Here is a 19,578-nt window from a genome sequence, read left to right as displayed (position 1 = left end):
TTTTCCCCGTCGCTACTTCCTTCCAAGGAACTCCTCATGCGTTTTGCCAATGTTACTGCGGCCATGCTCTTCATGGTTGGTATTGCCACCTCGAACCTTTTCGCCGCCGATACCTACAAGGTGTTCGTCCTCGCGGGGCAGTCCAACATGGAAGGGAAGGCCAGTACCGAGTTGTTCACGCATCAAGCGACCTTCCCCGACACGAAGGAGTTCTTCGCGCCGTATCGCAACGAAGACAACACCAAGTGGATCGAGCGGGAAGATGTGCTGATCAATTATCTCGGCCGCCGGGGACCGCTGACGGTTGGGTACGGTTCGCGCGACAAGACGGGCCTGGAGCTGGCCTTTGGCTTCGCCATGGGGGACTACTACGACGAGCCGGTTCTGCTGATCAAAACATGCTGGGGCGGGCACTCGCTGTATCAGAAGTTTCGCCCGCCAAGTGCCGGCCTGCCGAGCGAAGAAGTGTTGCAGCAAGAGTTAGCCCAACTGCAGGATCGAACGAAGAAGAACAACGAGAAACGTAACCGCAACGACCCGCTGCCCACCATGGAGCAGGTCAAAGCCGAGTACGGCGTCTCGTACCGCAACATGATGCAGGAAGTGGATGAAACGCTGGCCAGCGCCGGCGAGCTGTTTCCGCAGCTCGAAGGGAAGAAGCCAGAGATCGCCGGCTTCGTTTGGTTCCAAGGCTTCAACGACATGTTCGGCGACCATGCCCCAGGCGAATACGCAGCGAACATGAAGCTACTGATCCAAGACGTCCGCAAGGCCTGGGATGCCCCAGAGCTACCGGTGGTTATCGGTGCGTTGGGCCAAAACGGCTCGTCACCTCCGGCCGAGAACATGAAGAAGATCCAAGACGCCCAGCTGGCCATGAACGATGTGCCTGAGTTCGCCGGCAACGTCAAAACGATCCGCACCGATGTGCTGGTCGACAAGGTCGCCGAAGCCAAGTTCCCCGGCTGGCAAAACCACTTCGAAGAATGGAAACTCGTCGGCTCCGACCGCCCTTACCATTACCTGGGCAGCGCGATCTGGTATACGCGGATTGGCAATGAACTGGCGAAGACGATGATTGAGCTGAAGTCGAAGAAGTAGAGAGTCAACCGCGAACTAGAGTGGATGGTCGCGGATAAAAGAGTATGGAGGCTGTGGTGAGATTCAGCCTGCCTGACTCAATAAGGAACTCCGATCGTCATGTTAGCCATTCTTGCTGGAGCGGGCGTAGGAGGACTATCTGGTGCCATCGGCCGCGTAATTGTCGCTCTTCTATTCCTAAAAATGATCAGTGATGGGGAAGGTTCATTTTTCGGAGGCGGCAGCTCAGGCGTATCAGGAGTGGGATCCGACTTCTTGTGGTTCTTACTTTTGTCTGCGCTTATCGGGCTCATTGGCTGCGGCGCTGCTGGGGCAACCTGTCGGGTTGTGATTGCCGTTCCCTTAGGTGCGATTCTCTCGGGCCTGCCGTGCTTCGTACTGGTAGCGTTCCCTTCGACAATGATGATGTCGATGTCAGGCGGAAACAACGAACCCGACTTGCAAGCGGTGTGGGTAGGCTTTTTGGGAATGGTGATCGTCGGTGCCCTCGCCGGCGCTTTCGGTGCCCAGATCGGAAAGCTGGTTGCGCGCCAGCAGTGACCCGTGGTTGGCAATTATGTAGGTAGTGTCGGGAATCAGCTCTTGCCCTTTTGTGTCTTTTGTGGGCATGTACGCTGCAACAGGAGCAAATAATGTCCGAACCACCCGCTGAAGATCTGCTCTATAATCATGTACTGGGGACCGATACGCCGAATGGGTCTTTAGTGGATTGCGGCCAGTTCCCGGATGGCTGGGTGGATCGTTACCTTGAGCTACTGGCCAGCGTTGCAGCGATCTACGCAGGTCAGGCAATGCTGCCTCGAAAGGTCGTATGGGCGGTCCACTTTGCCTCTTGGTACTTGCCGATAAGGTATGAGGTGTGGAGTGAAGGAGGCCAACGTTCTAACTCGGAAACGCTCAGTCAACTTGCTCGACTCCGAACACCAAGCGAGTTGTTCATTGCTGATGGAGTGGATCACTAGGTACATATCGTTTGCTGGCTCACACTGCCGAGGGCGGCAGTGGCACACGGTTGGTCCCCGTTCTTATCCGCGCCCATCCGCGTAATCTGCGGTTCGTCCCTCTTCCTCTCTGTGATCTCTGTGCCCTCGGTGGCTAATCCTCTTCTCCACGTAGCCGCTTCCGATACACCTCGACCCGCTTTTGCAGCGTCGCTTCGAAGCCGCGCGGGACCGGGCGGTAGTACTCGCGGTCGATGCCCAGGTAGGTTTGGGCGGCGATGCCGTCGGGCGAGTTGTGGGCGTACTCGTATCCTTCGCCGTGGCCGAGATCTTTGGCGCCGCCGTAGTGCGAGTCACGCAGGTGCACCGGTACCGGCTCGACGCGGCCTTCGCGGATGTCTTTGCGGGCTTCGCCAATCGCGACCGTCGCGGCGTTGCTTTTGGGGGCACATGCCAGGTAAGCGACCGTTTGCGAAAGGGTGAGCTGGCACTCCGGCAGGCCGATCATTTCGCAGGCCTGCATGGCCGAAACGGCGATCGTCAGGGCATGCGGGTCGGCGTTGCCGATGTCTTCGCTGGCCGAGATGATCAGCCGCCGCGTGATGAAGCGAATGTCTTCGCCTCCTTCGAGCATCTTGGCCAGCCAGTAGATGGCCGCGTCGACGTCACTGCCGCGGATGCTCTTGATCAGCGCGCTGGCCGTGTCGTAGTGCGTGTCGCCGTCACGATCGTACTGCACGGCCTTCTTCTGAATCGACTCTTCGGCCAGCTGCTTGGTGAAGTGGATCGGCTTCTCGTCGCTCGAAAGGACACCGATTTCCAAAGCGTTCAGTGCCCGCCGAGCATCGCCATCGCACACCTCACCCAGGAACTGGGCCGCGTCGTCCTCAAGCTTTACGTCGAACTTGCCGAGCCCGCGATGGGGGTCGGCCAGCGCGGCGTTGAGTACGTCATGAATCTCTTCCGGTGTCAGCGGTTCAAACTGAAAGATCTGACTGCGGCTGACCAGCGCGCTGTTGACCGCGAAGAACGGGTTGCTGGTGGTCGCCCCGACGAGGATCACGATGCCGTTCTCGACATCAGGCAGCAAGGCATCTTGCTGCGACTTGTTGAAGCGGTGGATCTCGTCGACGAACAGCAGCGTCTTGCGTCCGCCGGTGGCGACTTCGCTTTGGGCTTCCTGCAGCACCTCGCGCAGCTCTTTCACGCCGGAGGTCACGGCGTTGAGTTGGCGGAATCGGCACTTCGTTTCCGAAGCCAACAGCTGGGCCAGGGTGGTCTTGCCACAGCCAGGCGGACCGTAGAAGAGGACCGAGGTCAGGCGATTCGACTTGATCAATCGCCACAGCAATTTACCTTCGGCGAGGAAGTGCTTTTGCCCGACGAACTCGCCCAGGTTGCGCGGACGCATCCGGGCAGCCAACGGCTTGGCGCGATCGAAGTTCTTGGCTTCGGCTTGTTCAAACAGAGACATCAATGGGTACCGAGGGGATCGTGAAGCAATGAGGCTCCATTGTACGAAAATCGCCTCGCTGAAAATGGCTCAAGAAAAAGTTTGCATTTGGCCAAAACATAACCTAAGTTAAAAGTGTTCGGCCGAATGGGCCCTTCTGGACGGTTGCTCCAATCGTCTGCGGTCGAGCAAGGACACTGCACGGAGCGTTAAGCACTTTGCCGCAGTGTGAGCCCGACGTACGTTGACGCTTAACAAACGTACGCCGGGTTTTTTTATTTCTTGAGCGTAACGGCTGGGAAGCTGGCCGTCTGTTGGTCGAGGTGGAATCCACGATGACGATCCTGCTGTATGTTCTCGGCGGCTTGTTTCTGCTTGTCGTCGCGTATGGTGTTCTCCTTTTCGTCGTGTTTCAGCGCTCGAAGCGTCCGCAGCACTGTCGAAACTGCAACGAGGATACGCTGCTGTACGTTGGCTTCTTTACCGAACCGTTTGGTGAGGAAAGCGAGGAGGACTTCATTCCACGAGCGTACTACCGGTGCGAAAAATGCCAGCTGACCGCGAAGCTGGAGCAGGGAGAATGGTACGATGTGCCTGCAGAAGAAGTAGTCCAACAGGCCGTCGATAGCACTTCCGAGTCGTAGCTCGGTTCAGACGGAAAAGTATCCGCAACTGCGGCGCGATTCATCTCGCTCAGATGGTTTGAAGACAACGCCGACTCGCCTCCCCTTGTCACCTTTAGGGCTAAGCCTTTCAGAATCCATGGGACATGAAGTCTTGATGTATGGCGTGATTGTAGGTGCTCACCGCAGGTCGGGTGAGGATTTTCGGTCACTCTATCCACGAAACGCCAAGGTTATTGAATCGCTGCCGAGTGACGATGATCACCCCTGGGTAGACCGCAGCATTTTTGCGATGCCAGGAGACTATCCTAACGGCACCTATCGAAGTCAAGCGATCCACTTTGGCCTGACGATGAAAGATGACCCGTACGACTTGGACGCCCTGATTGCTGAATGGCTGTCCAAGTTTGAGCGTGTTTTGAGTCAGCTTTACTGGTTCTCGGCCACCCTGCACGTTGTCCGCGATTTCCCTGGCGGTGGCACGTACCAGTGGAGTCCCACCGATGAATCCCTTGCAGGATTATTAGAAGATCCACCCAAGCCAATTTCAAATTGGCAACGCACGTTTAGACCTGGCTAGTTGTGATCTCGCTTCTGGGTATAACGATGTGCGATGCCTGACTGCCGAAACGCAAGCGAAGGTTCCCAGCTAGTCGGCATGTGAGCGGATGCAGCGGAGCACGGTAGGGAGCGATTGCCAGACGATTCGGTTAGAAGAAAGAGCATCCTAGACACACGCACAGTCATGAATGAATCCTCATCAGCCAGCAGCTCCGAGACGCCCGCGAAGCGCAAGAAATTCTTCCATTTCTGGCGGTGCTTTTGGTTGACGTTTCTGGTGGTCTCGCTGGCGTATGCCTGGTATTGCTTTTATGTTCCTGCCAACAGCATTGCCTGGGCCGACAGCTACGCGGCGGCTCAGCAGCAAGCAGCCGGTACCGGCAAACCGGTCCTTCTTTACTTCACCGGCCAGTGGTGTGTGCCGTGCCGGATTATGAAACGTCAGGTATGGGCGGATGAAGAGGTCACGGCCGCGGTCAACGACAACTTCATCCCGGTACTAATCGACGTGGATAATCCGGAAAGTGCTCCCGTTATGGAGCGATATCAAGTCGGCGGACCGCCGGTCACGATCATTACCGATCCACAAGGAGAGGCCCTCCGCTGGCGAACGGGCGGACTCGGCAAGCCAGAATTCCTCGAACTGCTTCAGCCATCGAACCCATCCACGTCAGAGGACTAGGGTGTGGTTGTTTTCACGGCCGCCAGTCACTCCCCGGGCGGCAGCTCCCCTTCATCCCATAACTGCACCGCCAGTTGTTCGTCTGCTTCTGTCCAATTCGTTTTCACGCGAGGTAGAAACGGAATGAAGCCGAAGACGCCCACGAGTAGCACGGCCATGCCTGTGATCATTGCAGTCAGTTTGTCGACGCCAAGCTGCAGCAGGATCGGCGTCAACAACAAGCCGCAGGAGCTGACGGTCAGCACCATCGCGCGGATCCGCTGACGACGTTTCTGCTCGCGCTGTGTTTGCTCCCAGGGGGCGGCCTCCACGTTGGGGAAGTAACCATCGCGAAGTGGGATGGCCACGCGATGGCAGAACCGGGGCCAGTTCTCTTGCTGCGTGTCAGGCACCAGCGTGTGCAGTAGGGCGATGATCTCCTGCCGATCTTCGACCGAGTAGCCATGCAGGCTAAGACGGGCCTTAGCGCCGGGCAGTTGAAACCGGAGCGAGCCGCCGCGCGGATAGGGTGACCAGACGAGCGACTGAATTTCGGACAGGTCGAACTGATGGTTCTGCGTTAACGAGCGCAGCGAAACCAGGCTGCCGCGGATGCTAAGCTGCTCGACATAGTAGGCCCGCCATAGGCATAGCGAGCCGATCAGCATCGGTCCGAAAACGATCGATCCCAACACCAAGACCGAGACGTTCGGCCCCTGGGCACCCGCCGCCGCTGGCTGCAGAAAGAAAGCGAGGGCGACATACAAACCGATCACGACCGCAAAAAAAAGCGTGAAGCCGATTCCCTGATAGAGAATCGACTTCTTCAACCGGAAAGTTCTTGCTTCCGAGAGCTCGTTCACGGATGGGGTTCCGCAGGTTCAAATCAGGAAAAGAGGTAAATCGTTTGATATTGTCGCTTCGGCTTGGTGGAACTGTTAATCTACCCTTTCCGCCAAGCTCGCTCCATCGTGCCGTGGTCATGTGCCGGCGCGGTGACCGCTGCCACTTTGCGACTAACTTTTCCCATTGGTGACTTGTTTGATGCTATCGCAAATTGAAGCCATGTTTGAAAACGACGATCCTCGCGTTGTCGTCGAACATCTCAAAGCGATTCATCATCCACTTGCCGGCGAAATCGAGAGACTCGACAACCATAAAGCTCAGATTGTCCGAGCTCTTGTTGGTCATGGCATCGAGCCGCCCGATGTTCTCCATTTCCCACTTTCGCCCAAACTGAAGGTCGAGATCCTTCTTCGTCGCGGTGTGCTGGATGATTCTGTGCTACATCGCATCGGATGCGATTTCGCGGAGCATGTTCTCCCCCAATTCGAATCCGTGTTCGAGAACGATAGGCGACCAAGAGAGGCGATTGAAGCGAAGCGAAACTGGCTTGCTGGCGAGATTAACTTAGAACAACTGTACGAAGCGCGTAGCAGTGCGTGGTATTCGTCGTATTTTCGCAGGGATTCTTTTGGGCGACCCGTGATTCCAGAGGTCTCTGTGATAGACGCAATACACTGTGCCGCATTATCGGCAGGCACAGTGCCTAGAGCCTCAAAGATTGCCGCATGTGCAGCCGGATACTACGACAATAAAGACGTGCGCGTCTGGCAGGTTGAATGCCTTCGCGAATTACTAAACGGAAACGCTCCGTAGCCCTGCAGAACGACAAGAAGATTCAGCACATCGATGGACCCCTACAAGTCACCCCAGGCAGTCAACGACGAACCGAACCAACCGGCCCAGGCGTCGCCGCCACCGCCGAAACGTGTTTTTCGCTGGCGTGTTATTCCGGCATGCATCTGTTGGCTGATTGGTGGTCTGATGTTGTTCGCCTTTCCAATGGCCGTCTGGAACAACTGGAAGTATCTAGGCGTCGACTTGGATGGCCCGTTGCCGTGGCTCCTGCTGGATATCGTTCAAATGGCAACGATTCTGTTCTTCTTGGGATTCGGTCTGGCCCTTCTGTACGCAGGAAATCGATGGATCAAAGGACGATGGATTTGGGCCATCGCACTGACCGTAATCCCTTGGCTCTTGATGGCGGCCCTCAAGGAAGTTACCGAGTATCTTGAACACTGGGCACTTGAAATGCCGTGAAGTGTCGACCGAGCTCAAGCGTACGGTTTACTCCACCCTTGGATTCAGATTCCCTAGGCGAAAGAGCAACGTTGTAAGAATAACGATTACGATAGCACGCTAAGCTACGTCAACGGGCAACTACCGTAGCGAGTTGCCCGCTTCTGTTTTCGTGAGAATCAGCTCTCGACTTCGAAACGCGCAAACGTGAGAATCGAGAGCAACTAGTACGCCAGCGCGTCGAGCATCCCGTTCCACAGTAGCAACCGGGCTTCCAGGCTACGCACGGCGGCGTCTTCGGCGGCTTGCCATTTGTCGTCGTCGTCGCCGCAGAGGTGCGAGAGCAGGCGGTGGGCCATCGGGCCGTGCGAGTCGCCGTCGAGTTCGATGTGGCGATCGAGGTAGTAGACGAACTTCGAGGCCGAGCCTGACAGCTCTTGATTGACCTGGTTGACGATCTTCTGGAAGACGCCTGGCAGCAGGTCTTCGCGGCCGTAGGTGAAGCCGGCAGCGATCGCACACAGGTTATCGCTGGCGATCAGGTCGAACGTGTTGGTCACGAACTGCACGATCGGACGCGGCAGGTCGGCTTCGTAGAGAGCAGCCGTCACGTCGCGGCCACATTCCAGCCGCTGCAGGAAGCGATCGATCAGGTAGCCATCGGCTCCGATTTGCTCCATCGAACTCTGGTACAGCTCGAAGTGGCTGCTGAAGCCGCCTTCACCGTCTTCGTCGCTCTCTTCGGCCAGGACGATTTCATTCACCAGGCGGCGGCCGAGGTTGTTCTCGGTTGGCACCCAAGGCACGCTCGTGCAGGTCAGCTTCAGCTGCAGGACCTTCAGCAGAGACATGAAGTCCCACACCGCAAAGACGTGGTACTGCATGAAGACCTTCAGGGCGTCGGCGCTGGTGATTTGCTGGTAGACCGGGTGGTCGAGCAAAGCTTGCCGCTGAGGTGCAAGAACCTGTTCGATTCGTTCGAGACGCTCTTGCGCCGAAGGAGGCATGATAATCATGGGCATCTGTCGCTTGGCAGTGGGGTTGGGTGTGTCCCTAAAGTAACGGACAACAACTTGTGAAGCTAACAAAACCTGGGGGGATCGGGAATGGAATTTCGGGAAAGCGCAGGTTCAACGTGGGGGATATCCCGATTTTCCCGAAAAGAACCCCTTACAGTGGGAGATCTCACGGAAAAAGGGTGAATGATCACCGCACAATGTCGGTACTATGTATGGTAATTAGTCCCGCCGCTCTGTGTCCAAAACTAGGAATTGATGATGGAAGATAAAAATCAGCCGATCGAATCCCTTAGCCAAGGAACCGAAACCGCCGGGCAAGGTTCACCATCCGCGCAACCGGCAGCCCGCGTTGGGAGTTGGATTAAGAACACCGTCTACGGGTTCGCCGGCCTGGTCATCTTGGCCCTGGGGATCACCGTCGTCTCGCCAGAGACCGCCGTGGCCGTGACGCAGTACCTGCCCAAGGAATACCAGGAGACGATCTTCGCGAGCGCGGCACCCAGTGGTACCTGCTCGGCAGGCATGCCGGTGGGTGGCTACGCAGGCGGCAGCTGCTGTCCTTCGATGGCCACGAGCGGCAGCACTGGCACTTCGTGCTGCCCAGCAAGTGCAGAGTCGGAAGTGGTCGACGAGTCGCTCGCAGCCGATATCCCATCGCTGTCGCTCGATACCATGCTGGCCGGCCTGAGCGACAATTAAGCTCGGTCATTCCCCCCGTTCGGCCTGTTTCTCGGGCCGAAAAGGTTCCATGTCGGATTGAGATTGATTAATATCAGGAGCAGGTCGAATCTGGGTGGATTCGGCCTGCTCTCATGATATTGCCTGCCCCCAATCCTTCTGAGAACCTTCGTCATGCTCCGTTCGATTCTGTTGTGTTCCTTTGTACTGGGACTTTCCTCTCTCGCGATGCCAGGCACAGCTGCCCAGGCACACGAACCTTCAGGCGACCCATCGGTCGTGCTGAAGACTCCCAACCTGGTCGCGTTCTGGACGTTTGATGAAGAGCCTGGCCAACTCCGCGAATCGATCGCCCCTGAAGGCACGTACCCGCTGAAGGAAGTGAACGGCCCGATCGCCCGAGCCGACGTGGGACCGTACTCTGGACACAGCATCGACTTCAACGGCACGCAGTACCTACAGCTCGACTACGACAAGACCGGCAAGCTGAACATCAGCGGTCCGGATGCTCAGGTCTCGATGTTCGCCGTCGTGCGAATCATCGATCTTCGCCAAAGCCGCACGATCGCTGGCATGTGGAGCGAAGGCAAAGGCCGCGACGACGACAGCGGCACGCGTCAGTATTCGATGCTGATGAACATGCCGACCTATGGCGGCCCCAATCAGTTGGTGCCGCACATCAGCGCCGAAGGGGGCGTCACGCGTCGCGCCGATGGTTCGGCCTTCCCATGGTGTGCCGACTACGCCGCGACCAAGCGTAAGGTACCAGAGGAACAATGGTGCACGTTGGCGTTCACGTACGATGGCAAGTACATCACCGCCTACATCAACGGCACGTACGAGAAGCGCGAGCTCGATGCGAAGAAGGATCGCCGCGACGATCGCTACTTCACGCAGGAAGGTCCCGACGGCAAAGACCGCGGGATGAATCCTTATTATCACGGCCGTGGCATCTTCAAGTACGATCCAGAGAAGCACGCCGAATCGAAGCCGGATGGCGGTTCTGACTTCACCGTTGGTGCACGCTACGCCGTCGGTTCGTTTCTGCGTGAAGCGACCAAAGGAAAGTTCGGCGGCCTGGCGGTCTTCGATCGGGCACTGACCGACGAAGAGATCCTGGCGCTGCACGAGTCGGCCAACATCGACGCCTTGAATGCGGCCGAAAAGAAGTAAACGCCTCTATCGACTCTCCTCTTGCGCATCGCGGGTTTCGTCCTATGAAACGTCGTACGTTCTTACAATCCTCGGTCGCCGCCGTGTTGGCTTCGAAGGCTTACGCGGCTCCTGCCAGGCGGCCGAGGATACTTCTTCGTTCTTCGTGGCAAGTGGTGAACATCGGTGACATCGCCCACACGCCCGGCGTGATGGCCTTGCTCGAGAAGTACGTGCCAGAGGCTGAAGTCACGTTGTGGGCTTCTGGCGACTTCTCAGAAGAAGTCCACGCGATGGAAGCCCGACGCTTCCCCAACATGCGGGTCGTAAAAGGTTCGATCGGCGAGACCGGCAAGGTCTCCAATGCCGACTTGAAGGACGCCGTCGACTCGTGCGACTTCCTGCTGCATGGCTCGGGGCCGTCGTTCGTCGCTCGCCGCGATGTGGGTCGGTTCGTCGAGCACACAGGCAAGCCGTTTGGCATCTATGGCATCACCTACACTGGCGCCGATCAGGAAACCCAGGACCTGATGAGCTCGGCCAACTTCGTCTACTTCCGCGATTCCGTCTCGCTGAAGAAAGCGAAAGTGGATGGCATCCAGAGCCCGATCATGGAGTTCGGTCCCGATGGGGCATTCGCTTGCGATCTGCGTGATGACGAAAAAGCGGAGGCCTATCTGAAGCAGGTTGGTCTGACTCCTGGTGAGTTTCTGTGCTGCATCACGCGGCTGCGTTACACGCCTTACTGGGAAGTGAAAAAGGGACGTACGATCGATCCTGAGCGTCATGCTCGTAACGAGGCGATGAAGGATCACGACCACAAGCCGATTCGCGAGGCGATTGCCCGCGTCGTGACCGAGACCGACAAAAAGGTCCTGCTTTGTCCCGAGGACATGACGCAGATGAAGGTCACCAAGTTGAACATCTACGACCATCTTTCCGACGAGGTGAAGCAGAAGGTCGTCTGGCGCGACAAGTTCTGGCTCACCGATCAGGCCCTCAGCACGTACGTGCGTTCGGCCGGCTTCTTCGGGCTCGAGATGCACTCGCCGATCATGTGTATCGGCAACGGCATCCCCGCCATTGTGGGGCGTTTCGAAGAGCAGACCTCCAAGGGTTTCATGTGGCAGGACATCGGACTGGGCGATTGGCTGTTCGATTTCGACAAGCCAGAGCAGGTCGCCAACTATCCGGCCACCGTGTTAGACTTAGTACAGCGGCCTGAGTTTGCCCAGCACATGGTCACCCACGCCCAGGCCGCGGTAACTCGCCGACAGTACGAAACCATGGAAGTGGTTCGCAAGTCGGCCGGCCTTTGATTCTAATAGAGACTTCTATTTCCCTTTCCCCCAAGACGACTCCTTTGATGATGACCCGTACGCTTACCAGCTTGTTGTTAGCCATTGTCGGCCTTGGTTTGTTCTGCCCGGAACTGGCCGAAGCCAAAAAGCCAAACATCATTTACATCCTCGCCGACGATCTGGGGATTGGCGATCTTGGCTGCTACGGCCAAGAGAAGTTCGAGACCCCCAACATCGATCGCCTGGCGACCGAAGGGATGAAGTTCACCGATCACTACAGCGGCAGCACCGTGTGTGCTCCGACGCGTAGCGTGCTGATGACAGGGCTGCACACCGGGCACACGCCTGTCCGCGGCAATGCCGAAGTGCGACCGGTCGGCCAACAGCCGATTCCGGCCGATACCGTTACGCTGCCCGAGCTGCTCAAGGAAGCTGGTTACAGGACCGGTGCTTTCGGCAAGTGGGGCCTCGGCTTTCCTGGCTCGGAAGGGGACCCCATCAAGCAAGGCTTCGACGTCTTCTATGGTTACAACTGCCAGCGTAACGCTCACACGTACTATCCAACCTGGTTGTACGACAACGAGAAGAAGATCGAGCTCGACGGCAAGACCTACTCGCACGATCTGATTATGGATCAGGCTCTTCAGTTCATTCGCGACAACAAGGACAAGCCGTTCTTCTGCTACCTGCCGATCACCATTCCGCACGCCGCGATGCACGTGCCGGAAGAGTACGTTGCTCCTTACCGCCAGAAGTTCTCTGAGTTTGAAGACAAGATCGGCAAGTACTCGGGTCCTCCGGTGAAGAACCCGATCGCGGCGTTCGCTGGCATGTGCACCAAGATGGACGAGGACGTCGGCCGCGTGATGCACCTGGTCAACGAGTTGGGTCTCGACGACAACACGATCGTCATGTTCACTAGCGACAACGGCGCCCATCAGGAAGGGGGCCACGATCCCAAATTCTTCAACAGCAACGGACCTTATCGCGGTCACAAGCGTGACCTGACCGATGGCGGTATCCGCGCGCCGTTTTTGGTTCGCTGGCCAGGCCACGTGAAGCCAGGCACCGAAAGCCATCTGATCAGTGCTCACTGGGACGTTTTGCCGACGCTATGCCAACTGGCCGGCGCCGAAGTGCCGGAAGGCCTCGACGGCATCACCATGGTGCCTGAGCTGACCGGGGAAGGGGATCAGCCGCAGCACGATTACCTGTACTGGGAGTTCTTCGAACGCGGCGGCCGTCGAGCCGTTCGCATGGGCCAATGGAAGGCCGTGCAAAACGACATGACCGCCGACCCCGATGCCCACATCGCGCTGTACAACATCGAGAAGGACGTCGAGGAAAACGTCGACCTCTCGAAGCAGCACCCCGAACTGATCGCCAAGGTGCGTGAAATCTTCGACCAGGCTCACACCGAAAACGACCGCTTCAAGTTCAAGTTTGAACGGAAGTAACTCGGACGGATCGACGAAACATAAATGAACAGACGCCCGCTGCTACGGTAGTGGGCGTTTCTTTTTGATCTGCAGCTTAGGCTTAGGATCTGGGTAGTTGATCTTTACTTCAGCTTGTCGGCAAACTGCTTGCGGAACTTGTCGACCTTCGGGCGAACGACCATCGCGCAGTAAGGGTTGCTGGGGTTGTTGGCCAGGTAATCCTGGTGGTAGTTCTCGGCCGGGTAGTAGTTGTTGATCTGGGTCACTTCGGTCACGATCTTGCCAGGCAGCACGCCGCTTTCGTTCAGCTTGGCGATGAACGCCTGGGCCGTCTCTTTTTGCTCGTCCGTGTGATAAAACACCGCGCTGCGATACTGCGGGCCGACATCGTTGCCTTGCCGATCCTTGGTGGTCGGGTCGTGCGTTTGAAAGAAGATCTCCAGCAAGTCTTCGTAGTTGATCTGGTCAGGGTCGTACGTGATTTGAATCACCTCGGCGTGCCCGGTCGTCTTGGTGCAGACCTGTTCGTAGGTCGGATTGGCAACGTGCCCGCCTGCGTAGCCGGACTCGACACTCTTGACGCCACGTAGCTCAAGGAAGACAGCCTCGGTGCACCAGAAACACCCGCCGCCGAAAGTTGCCGTTTGAAGATCTGCCATGGTGTGATGTCCTATGAGTGAATGGGGCGATGGATGCCGGAGCTTGGCCGAAGCCAATCCCAGGCGAATCGATCCCGTGTGAAGCAAAGCCAAGGTTTGCGTTCATTATAAGCGCGCAGGCAATCCTGTCCCCTCGCCCCTTAGGGGAGAGGGTTAGGGTGAGGGGGCATCTTGCTTGTAAGCAGCGCATGCGCGAGCGGTGTTCCGATCGATCCGGAACTTCCATCTGGCAATGTTGGGCAAAGGACGCTCAATAAACCCTCATCCTAGCCCTCTCCCCTAAGGGAGAGGGGACAGGATTCTTTAAGGCGGTCCGCGTTCGCTGGCTTCATGCGTCTTGTTCGTTCCTGCGGCGGCCGCGTTCACGTCGCGAAGTCGTCCGGGTGCCACGCCCAAGTCTGCTTGGGCGTGTCTTTGAAGCGCGCCGCGAACGCGCTGGCGTCGCGCCGGTGTGATGATCTTCTTGGGCTCGCCATAAAGACGAACCTTTACCTGCTTCGCGCGTTGTGGACGTTCTTCGCGCGAAGACGTTTCCTTCAGGCCATCCAGTTCCCGCTCCAGCGCGTCGATCTCTTCCTGCTTCTGGCAAATCTCGCGATGCAATTGCCGGTCGAGGGCCTGCAGGCGGTAGTAGGTGTAGGCGAACAGCCGGGCCGCTTCGTAAGTGAGTGGTTCTCGCAGGGGGCGCTTGAGCCGGTAGAGTTCGCGTTCACGAGCCCGCGTGGCTTCGTCGCGCTCGCGCGGTTCGCACTGATCGAGTGACGCAGGCCGAAGCGTGGTGGATCGCCGGGTAGGAATCTGCGGAGGTGGGTCTGCCGGGAACTCGTGCGCCGCGATCTCCGGATCGATGGCGACTGCTTGGCAGTTGGCTCCGTAGGAAGGCGGCTTCTCCGGCAGCACCATCAACACTTCCCCACAACAGGGACACAGCAGCCGGTTCCCATCGCGCACGGCAACCTGCGGAGCATGGCCAGAGTGGCCTGCTCCGTGTTTTTCAGGTTGTGCTGCGTGGTGATGGGACATGATGTTCGCTTGTGTGGTGAAGTTGTTTTGATGAATCGCGTGCCACGGCTGCCCTCGGCAGTGCGAAGTGAGAACATGGTGAGCCATCCCAAATTGGCCGTAAGAACACTGGCCAGAGGCCAGTGGCACAGGTTGGGATGGGCACGTGTGAAGGAGGTCGCCCGTTTAGGATGGCTACCTCTTGGCACGCCCAAGCGGACTTGGGCGTGGCACCCGGGGGAGCGAGAGTGCTTCGATGGATGTACGTGTAGTTTACAGGCAGAACGCTGCCCTGAGATAGTGCGCCTGGAATTTTTTTGTAGGGCCCGCGTGTCGCGGGTCGCGAAGCGGGTACCAGGGGGCCGACCCGCGACACGCGGGCCCTACTTCTTATCTGCGTGATCCGCGGTGGATCTTCTCTTTGAGACTTCAAGAGCGGGTACCAGCTTCGCCCCTCACCCTAGCCCTCTCCCCAAAGGGGCGAGGGGACAGGAGTTTAAGGCTACGCGTTCCCGTTGAGCAGCGGTTTCAGATACTGCCCAGTGTAGCTCGCTTCGACTTCGGCGACTTGTTCGGGCGTGCCGGTGGCGATGATTTGGCCGCCGCCAGAGCCGCCTTCGGGGCCGAGGTCGATCAGCCAGTCGGCGCTCTTGATGACGTCCAGGTTGTGTTCGATCACCAGGACCGTGTTCCCCTTGTCGACTAAGCGCGAGAGGACCGAGAGCAAGCGGCGGATGTCTTCGAAGTGCAGCCCGGTGGTCGGTTCGTCGAGGACGTACAGCGTGCTGCCGGTTTCGGTGCGGGCCAGTTCGGTGGCCAGCTTGATACGCTGGGCTTCACCGCCGGAAAGGGTCGTGCTCGGTTGGCCGAGCGAGAGATAGCCCAGGCCCACGTCGCACAGGCTTGCCAGCACGCGGTGGATGGTGGGCACTGCCTCGAAGAACTCAGACGCTTCTTCGATCGGCAGGTTCAAGACGTCGGCGATCGAAAGGTCTTTATATTTGACCCGTAGCGTCTGTCGGTTGAAGCGTTTGCCGTGGCACTGAGGGCACTCGACGAACAGGTCAGGCAGGAAGTTCATTTCGATCTTCCGCAGGCCCTGGCCTTGGCATTCTTCGCAGCGGCCCCCTTTGACGTTGAAGCTGAACCGCGACGCCTTGTAGCCGTACTGCTTCGCTTGCCGCGTCTCGGCGAACACCTTGCGGATTTCATCGAACACGCCGGTATACGTAGCCGGGTTACTACGCGGCGTGCGGCCGATTGGGGACTGGTCGATCGGGATGACCTTGTCGACCTGGCTCGTGCCGCGAAGACTGGTGAACGCCCCAGGACGCTGCGAGGGCTGACCCAGGCGGCGAAGCAGTGCCGGTGTGATCGTTTCGTTCACCAACGAACTCTTGCCGCTACCGCTCACCCCGGTCACGCAGACGAACGCGCCCAACGGAACCTGAACAGCCACATCCTTCAAGTTGTTGGTCGTGGCTCCTTCGATGGAGATCATCCGCGACTTGGCAACCTTGCGACGGGATGCGGGAACGTCGATCTTCGTGCGGCCGCTGAGGTATTGGCCGGTGATCGAAGCATCGACATTCGCGACGACGTCTGGCGTGCCTTCGGCGATGATCTGCCCGCCCCGGTGACCGGCACCCGGGCCGACATCGACCAGGCGATCGGCGACGCGCATGATCGCTTCGTCGTGTTCAACCACGATCACGGTGTTGCCATGGTCGCGCAGTTCGACGAGCGCCTCGATCAGGCGGTGGTTGTCACGCGAGTGAAGACCGATCGAAGGTTCGTCCAGGATGTAACAGATACCGACCAGCCCGCTACCGATGCCGGTGGCCAGGCGAACACGTTGCAGTTCGCCACCGCTGAGCGTATCGGCGGCACGATCGAGCGTGAGGTAATCGGCTCCGACCTTTTCCAGGAAGGCTAGACGCTTGGCGATCTCGCGGATGATCGGCGTCGCGATCAGGCTCTCGTGTTCGTCGAACTCCAGGTCATCGAAGAACGTGCGGGCATCGTTGATGCTCAGACGAACGATCTGATGAATGTTGTGATCGGCTACCCGCACGGCGAGCGCTTCGGGCCGCAGACGGGCCCCGTGACACGCAGGGCAGGGGAGCTTGCCGCGGAACTTGCCGAGCTGTTCGAGCCGCTTTTTACGGGTCGTCGTGACAAACTCTTTTTCCAGGGCGATCAGTACGCCTTGCCAGGCATTGCCTTCGCCGGACAGGAGCTTGGTGCGCTGGTCCTCGGTCCATTCGCTGAGCTTCGAGGTGCGGTCAAGCTTGTGCTTGCCGAGCCAGGTGTCGAGCCCCTTGGTGACCTTGGTCAGCGCGGCCGCCGTCAGGCCACGCCACGGAGCGATCGCGCCGTCGTCGATCGATTGTTCGCGATCCGGCACGACCAGGTCGGGGTCGAACTCTTCGCAGATGCCGAGGCCTTCGCACTTGGGGCAGGTCCCGTAGGGGCTGTTGAAGCTGAACGTGCGGGGCTCGATATCGATGAAGCTGAGGTTGCACTCGGTGCAGGCCAGCTCGGTGTTGAAGATCTGATCGATCCAGGTCCCCTTGGGATGCGCCTTGTCGACGATGTCGGTATCCAAGTGGCAGGAAAGCAGCCGGCCTTCACCCAGTTTCAGGGCCATCGCTACCGAATCGCTCATGCGAGCGCGAAGCCCTTCGCGAATGATGATGCGGTCGACGATCGCTTCGATCGTGTGATTCTTTTTCGGGTTCAGCTCGGGGACTTCGTCGATCTGGTAGACCTCGTCGTCGACGCGGACTCGCAGCAGACCTTCGCGGCGGATGCGATCGAAGACCTCTTTGTGCGCCCCTTTGCGCCCCTGAACCATCGGGGCCATGATCATCAGCTTGGTTTCATCGGGCAGGGCCAGCAGACGATCTTGAATCTGTTCGGCTGTTTGCTGGGTGATCGGGCGATCGCACTTCCAGCAATGAGGCTGTCCGAGCCGGGCCATCAGTAGACGGAGGTAGTCGTAGATCTCGGTGATCGTGGCGACCGTGCTGCGCGGGTTCTGGCTGCCGGTTCGCTGGTCGATACAGATGGTGGGCTGCAGGCCGACAATCAGGTCGACGTCGGGGCGTTCCATCTGATCGAGGAACTGCCGCGCGTACACCGAAAGGCTTTCAACATACTGACGCTGTCCTTCGGCGTACAGGGTGTCGAGCGCCAGCGAGCTTTTGCCGCTACCGCTGGGCCCGGTGATGACGATCAACTGGTCTCGAGGGAGATCGATGTCGACGTTTTTGAGGTTGTGGACGCGTGCCCCGCGAACGCAGATAGAGGACGTATCCTGCGTCGGATCGATGGCAGACAGCTTGTCTCGATGAAAATCCACGATGGCAGACAATCATGCTGGGCAATAAGGTCTCGGATTTCGCACCTGCCCCTGCCATGGGGCAATCCCGACCTTAAAGGTATAAATGATGAGTGACAATTCAGTTCAGGCTAACAGGGCCCACCCAAGGTGGCAACTAGAGGGGAAGCGTGTTCAGTTTTCAGTTTTCAGTTTTCAGCAAGAAATCGAATCCGAACGCCGATGGAATTCTCTTTCCCGATCAGTACGCAAAGCGTTGTTAGAGAAAAGGGTTACGTCGATTCACCACGTGTTTATTGGGCTCTTTCCACTGAAATCTGAACACTGAAAACTGAAAACTACGACCAAAGCACATGCATCATTTCATGAATTATGAACAGCGCGAGGAGCGGCTTTTGGCTCCTTACGCGCTGCGAAGTAAACAGTCGCGCGGCCGCGAGCACCAGGAGTCCGACCAGCCGTATCGCTCGCCGTTTCAGCGCGACCGCGATCGGATTATCCATAGCAGCGCGTTCCGCCGGATGGCCGACAAAACCCAGGTCTTCATGAACGTCAGCGACTACCACCGCACGCGGCTGACGCACACGATCGAAGTCGTCAATGTCGCTCGCACGATCGGCCGTAGCCTGGGGCTGAATGAGGAACTTATCGAGGCTTTGGGCTATTTGCACGATCTGGGCCATCCGCCGTTGGGGCATACCGGCGAGGAAGTCTTGCAGGAGTGCATGGCCGACTGCGGAGGCTTCTCGCACAATGCGTTTGGCCTGGTGTTGGTGAAGCATCTCGAAACGCGCAGTCCTTATTACGATGGGCTCAACCTGACGCACGAAGTCCTGGAAGGGCAGATCACTCGGGTCGACAAGCGGCAAATGACCTTCCTGCGGCCACTGCTGGAAGCCCAGACGGTCGAGGCCTGCGACAGCATCACGTACGACACGCACGACGCGGACGATGCATTGAAGCTAGGGCTGGTGAATTTCGACGAGCTGATGCAGGTTCCACTTTTCGCGCAAGCGGCCGAGAAAGCCTATCAGCGGTATGGCCAGCTGGAAGGGCGTCGGTTGCGGAAGATGGTCATTCACCAGTTGATCGACATTCAGGTCACCGACGTGATGCAGACGGCTATGGAGCGGATTGCCAAGTGGAACCCGCTGACGCCGGAGGAAGCCGAGCTGTGCGAGCCGATAGTGACGGTGAGCGATGACCTGCGTACGCGGAAAACGCAACTCGAGAAGTTCCTTTTCGAGCGGGTTTATCGCCATCCCGATATCATCGAGTTTCGTAACCGTGGTCAGGACCAGCTACGGCAGATGTTCGAGGGGTATCTGAACCGCCCCGAATTGGTACGCGGGAAGTGTGCCGAATGGTTCGAGGTTTGGGGGCTACCTCGCACCGTAGGGTATTACATTGCCACCATGACCGATTCTTACTGCCAGCGGGAGTTTGACGCCCATTTTCGCTAGTCTATGGGGATGCTTTCGGGACCGATGCTAGGTAGAATACTTCACTTGGAATTGAGATTAGGTTTGTCTTTTAAGGGGAGAACGACCTGCCTTACTGATG

General features: G+C 58.1%; 20 protein-coding genes. 13 read left to right on the top strand and 7 right to left on the bottom strand.

The annotated features are described in order from the left end of the window. Positions 1–36: 36 nt before the first annotated feature. The 3 genes from PSR63_RS09705 to PSR63_RS09695 all read left to right on the top strand — a co-directional run bounded on the left by PSR63_RS09705 (position 37) and on the right by PSR63_RS09695 (position 2,063). Positions 37–1,101: a sialate O-acetylesterase gene (locus PSR63_RS09705; RefSeq protein WP_274332799.1), complete on the top strand. Its 1,065-nt coding sequence runs from the start codon at positions 37–39 to the stop codon at positions 1,099–1,101. Positions 1,102–1,371: 270 nt separating this feature from the next. Next, the gene (locus tag PSR63_RS09700; protein WP_274332798.1) at positions 1,372–1,641 is read left to right on the top strand and encodes a hypothetical protein; all 270 of its coding nucleotides are present in this window, start codon (positions 1,372–1,374) and stop codon (positions 1,639–1,641) included. A gap of 92 nt (positions 1,642–1,733) precedes the next feature. Then, positions 1,734–2,063: a hypothetical protein gene (locus PSR63_RS09695; RefSeq protein WP_274332797.1), complete on the top strand. Its 330-nt coding sequence runs from the start codon at positions 1,734–1,736 to the stop codon at positions 2,061–2,063. Between the two features lie 133 nt (positions 2,064–2,196). On the opposite strand, the gene PSR63_RS09690 is transcribed toward PSR63_RS09695, so the two are convergent. Continuing rightward, positions 2,197–3,516 (bottom strand): replication-associated recombination protein A, encoded by a 1,320-nt coding sequence (locus PSR63_RS09690; RefSeq protein ID WP_274332795.1) that lies wholly within the window; start codon positions 3,514–3,516, stop codon positions 2,197–2,199. Positions 3,517–3,830: 314 nt separating this feature from the next. Here PSR63_RS09690 and PSR63_RS09685 point away from each other — a divergent pair, with 314 nt between their 5' ends. From PSR63_RS09685 to PSR63_RS09675, 3 genes are all read left to right on the top strand, one after another. Beyond that, positions 3,831–4,139, top strand: a complete 309-nt coding sequence (locus tag PSR63_RS09685) for a hypothetical protein (protein ID WP_274332793.1) — start codon at positions 3,831–3,833, stop codon at positions 4,137–4,139. Positions 4,140–4,257: 118 nt separating this feature from the next. Next, positions 4,258–4,698, top strand: coding sequence for a hypothetical protein (locus PSR63_RS09680; protein ID WP_274332791.1), 441 nt, complete (start codon positions 4,258–4,260; stop codon positions 4,696–4,698). Positions 4,699–4,863: 165 nt separating this feature from the next. Continuing rightward, a complete protein-coding gene (locus tag PSR63_RS09675) occupies positions 4,864–5,361 on the top strand; it encodes a thioredoxin family protein (protein ID WP_274332790.1) in 498 nt (165 codons plus the stop codon). A gap of 26 nt (positions 5,362–5,387) precedes the next feature. Here the strand turns inward: PSR63_RS09675 and PSR63_RS09670 are convergent, their stop codons facing one another. Further along, the gene (locus PSR63_RS09670) at positions 5,388–6,203 is read right to left on the bottom strand and encodes a hypothetical protein (RefSeq protein WP_274332789.1); all 816 of its coding nucleotides are present in this window, start codon (positions 6,201–6,203) and stop codon (positions 5,388–5,390) included. A gap of 184 nt (positions 6,204–6,387) precedes the next feature. Beyond that, a complete protein-coding gene (locus tag PSR63_RS09665; protein ID WP_274332788.1) occupies positions 6,388–6,558 on the bottom strand; it encodes a hypothetical protein in 171 nt (56 codons plus the stop codon). A gap of 48 nt (positions 6,559–6,606) precedes the next feature. Between PSR63_RS09665 and PSR63_RS28190 the strand changes: the two genes are divergently transcribed. Both PSR63_RS28190 and PSR63_RS09660 read left to right on the top strand, forming a co-directional pair. Next, positions 6,607–6,999: a putative immunity protein gene (locus tag PSR63_RS28190; RefSeq protein WP_443111116.1), complete on the top strand. Its 393-nt coding sequence runs from the start codon at positions 6,607–6,609 to the stop codon at positions 6,997–6,999. Positions 7,000–7,032: 33 nt separating this feature from the next. Further along, a complete protein-coding gene (locus PSR63_RS09660; RefSeq protein ID WP_274332787.1) occupies positions 7,033–7,443 on the top strand; it encodes a hypothetical protein in 411 nt (136 codons plus the stop codon). A 203-nt stretch (positions 7,444–7,646) separates the two neighbouring features. Here PSR63_RS09660 and PSR63_RS09655 read toward each other — a convergent pair whose 3' ends face one another. Further along, positions 7,647–8,438 (bottom strand): DUF3050 domain-containing protein, encoded by a 792-nt coding sequence (locus tag PSR63_RS09655; protein WP_274332786.1) that lies wholly within the window; start codon positions 8,436–8,438, stop codon positions 7,647–7,649. Between the two features lie 258 nt (positions 8,439–8,696). Here PSR63_RS09655 and PSR63_RS09650 point away from each other — a divergent pair, with 258 nt between their 5' ends. The 4 genes from PSR63_RS09650 to PSR63_RS09635 all read left to right on the top strand — a co-directional run bounded on the left by PSR63_RS09650 (position 8,697) and on the right by PSR63_RS09635 (position 13,029). Next, entirely contained in the window at positions 8,697–9,140 is a 444-nt protein-coding gene (locus tag PSR63_RS09650; RefSeq protein ID WP_274332784.1) for a hypothetical protein, read from the top strand. A gap of 153 nt (positions 9,141–9,293) precedes the next feature. Further along, entirely contained in the window at positions 9,294–10,292 is a 999-nt protein-coding gene (locus PSR63_RS09645; protein WP_274332782.1) for a hypothetical protein, read from the top strand. A 44-nt stretch (positions 10,293–10,336) separates the two neighbouring features. After that, on the top strand, positions 10,337–11,590 hold the full coding sequence (locus tag PSR63_RS09640; RefSeq protein WP_274332780.1) for a polysaccharide pyruvyl transferase family protein: 1,254 nt from the start codon (positions 10,337–10,339) through the stop codon (positions 11,588–11,590). Positions 11,591–11,637: 47 nt separating this feature from the next. Then, complete coding sequence (locus tag PSR63_RS09635) at positions 11,638–13,029, top strand: arylsulfatase (protein ID WP_274332778.1); 1,392 nt, start codon at positions 11,638–11,640, stop codon at positions 13,027–13,029. A 104-nt stretch (positions 13,030–13,133) separates the two neighbouring features. Here the strand turns inward: PSR63_RS09635 and msrA are convergent, their stop codons facing one another. From msrA to uvrA, 3 genes are all read right to left on the bottom strand, one after another. After that, on the bottom strand, positions 13,134–13,670 hold the full coding sequence (gene msrA, locus PSR63_RS09630; RefSeq protein ID WP_274332776.1) for a peptide-methionine (S)-S-oxide reductase MsrA: 537 nt from the start codon (positions 13,668–13,670) through the stop codon (positions 13,134–13,136). A gap of 303 nt (positions 13,671–13,973) precedes the next feature. Then, on the bottom strand, positions 13,974–14,693 hold the full coding sequence (locus PSR63_RS09625; RefSeq protein WP_274332774.1) for a hypothetical protein: 720 nt from the start codon (positions 14,691–14,693) through the stop codon (positions 13,974–13,976). Between the two features lie 481 nt (positions 14,694–15,174). Continuing rightward, positions 15,175–18,036, bottom strand: a complete 2,862-nt coding sequence (uvrA, locus tag PSR63_RS09620) for an excinuclease ABC subunit UvrA (RefSeq protein ID WP_274332772.1) — start codon at positions 18,034–18,036, stop codon at positions 15,175–15,177. Positions 18,037–18,380: 344 nt separating this feature from the next. Between uvrA and dgt the strand changes: the two genes are divergently transcribed. Continuing rightward, entirely contained in the window at positions 18,381–19,478 is a 1,098-nt protein-coding gene (gene dgt / locus PSR63_RS09615) for a dGTP triphosphohydrolase (RefSeq protein WP_274332770.1), read from the top strand. Positions 19,479–19,578 lie beyond the last annotated feature (100 nt).

The sequence above is a fragment of the Bremerella sp. P1 genome (genome assembly GCF_028748185.1).
Taxonomy (GTDB): domain Bacteria; phylum Planctomycetota; class Planctomycetia; order Pirellulales; family Pirellulaceae; genus Bremerella.
The sequence above is the reverse complement of the archived record's forward strand: the minus strand, read 5'-3'. Positions and strand labels throughout refer to the sequence as shown.

Bases quoted from the DNA above. Each gene is read 5' to 3' on its own strand.
- PSR63_RS09705 (WP_274332799.1), top strand. From the start codon at position 37: ATGCGTTTTGCCAATGTTACTGCGGCCATGCTCTTCATGGTTGGTATT.
- PSR63_RS09695 (WP_274332797.1), top strand. From the start codon at position 1,734: ATGTCCGAACCACCCGCTGAAGATCTGCTCTATAATCATGTACTGGGG.
- PSR63_RS09690 (WP_274332795.1), bottom strand. From the start codon at position 3,516: ATGTCTCTGTTTGAACAAGCCGAAGCCAAGAACTTCGATCGCGCCAAG.
- PSR63_RS09685 (WP_274332793.1), top strand. From the start codon at position 3,831: ATGACGATCCTGCTGTATGTTCTCGGCGGCTTGTTTCTGCTTGTCGTC.
- PSR63_RS09680 (WP_274332791.1), top strand. From the start codon at position 4,258: ATGGGACATGAAGTCTTGATGTATGGCGTGATTGTAGGTGCTCACCGC.
- PSR63_RS09675 (WP_274332790.1), top strand. From the start codon at position 4,864: ATGAATGAATCCTCATCAGCCAGCAGCTCCGAGACGCCCGCGAAGCGC.
- PSR63_RS09665 (WP_274332788.1), bottom strand. From the start codon at position 6,558: ATGGAGAACATCGGGCGGCTCGATGCCATGACCAACAAGAGCTCGGAC.
- PSR63_RS09660 (WP_274332787.1), top strand. From the start codon at position 7,033: ATGGACCCCTACAAGTCACCCCAGGCAGTCAACGACGAACCGAACCAA.
- PSR63_RS09655 (WP_274332786.1), bottom strand. From the start codon at position 8,438: ATGATTATCATGCCTCCTTCGGCGCAAGAGCGTCTCGAACGAATCGAA.
- PSR63_RS09650 (WP_274332784.1), top strand. From the start codon at position 8,697: ATGATGGAAGATAAAAATCAGCCGATCGAATCCCTTAGCCAAGGAACC.
- PSR63_RS09645 (WP_274332782.1), top strand. From the start codon at position 9,294: ATGCTCCGTTCGATTCTGTTGTGTTCCTTTGTACTGGGACTTTCCTCT.
- PSR63_RS09640 (WP_274332780.1), top strand. From the start codon at position 10,337: ATGAAACGTCGTACGTTCTTACAATCCTCGGTCGCCGCCGTGTTGGCT.
- PSR63_RS09635 (WP_274332778.1), top strand. From the start codon at position 11,638: ATGATGACCCGTACGCTTACCAGCTTGTTGTTAGCCATTGTCGGCCTT.
- msrA (WP_274332776.1), bottom strand. From the start codon at position 13,670: ATGGCAGATCTTCAAACGGCAACTTTCGGCGGCGGGTGTTTCTGGTGC.
- PSR63_RS09625 (WP_274332774.1), bottom strand. From the start codon at position 14,693: ATGTCCCATCACCACGCAGCACAACCTGAAAAACACGGAGCAGGCCAC.
- dgt (WP_274332770.1), top strand. From the start codon at position 18,381: ATGAATTATGAACAGCGCGAGGAGCGGCTTTTGGCTCCTTACGCGCTG.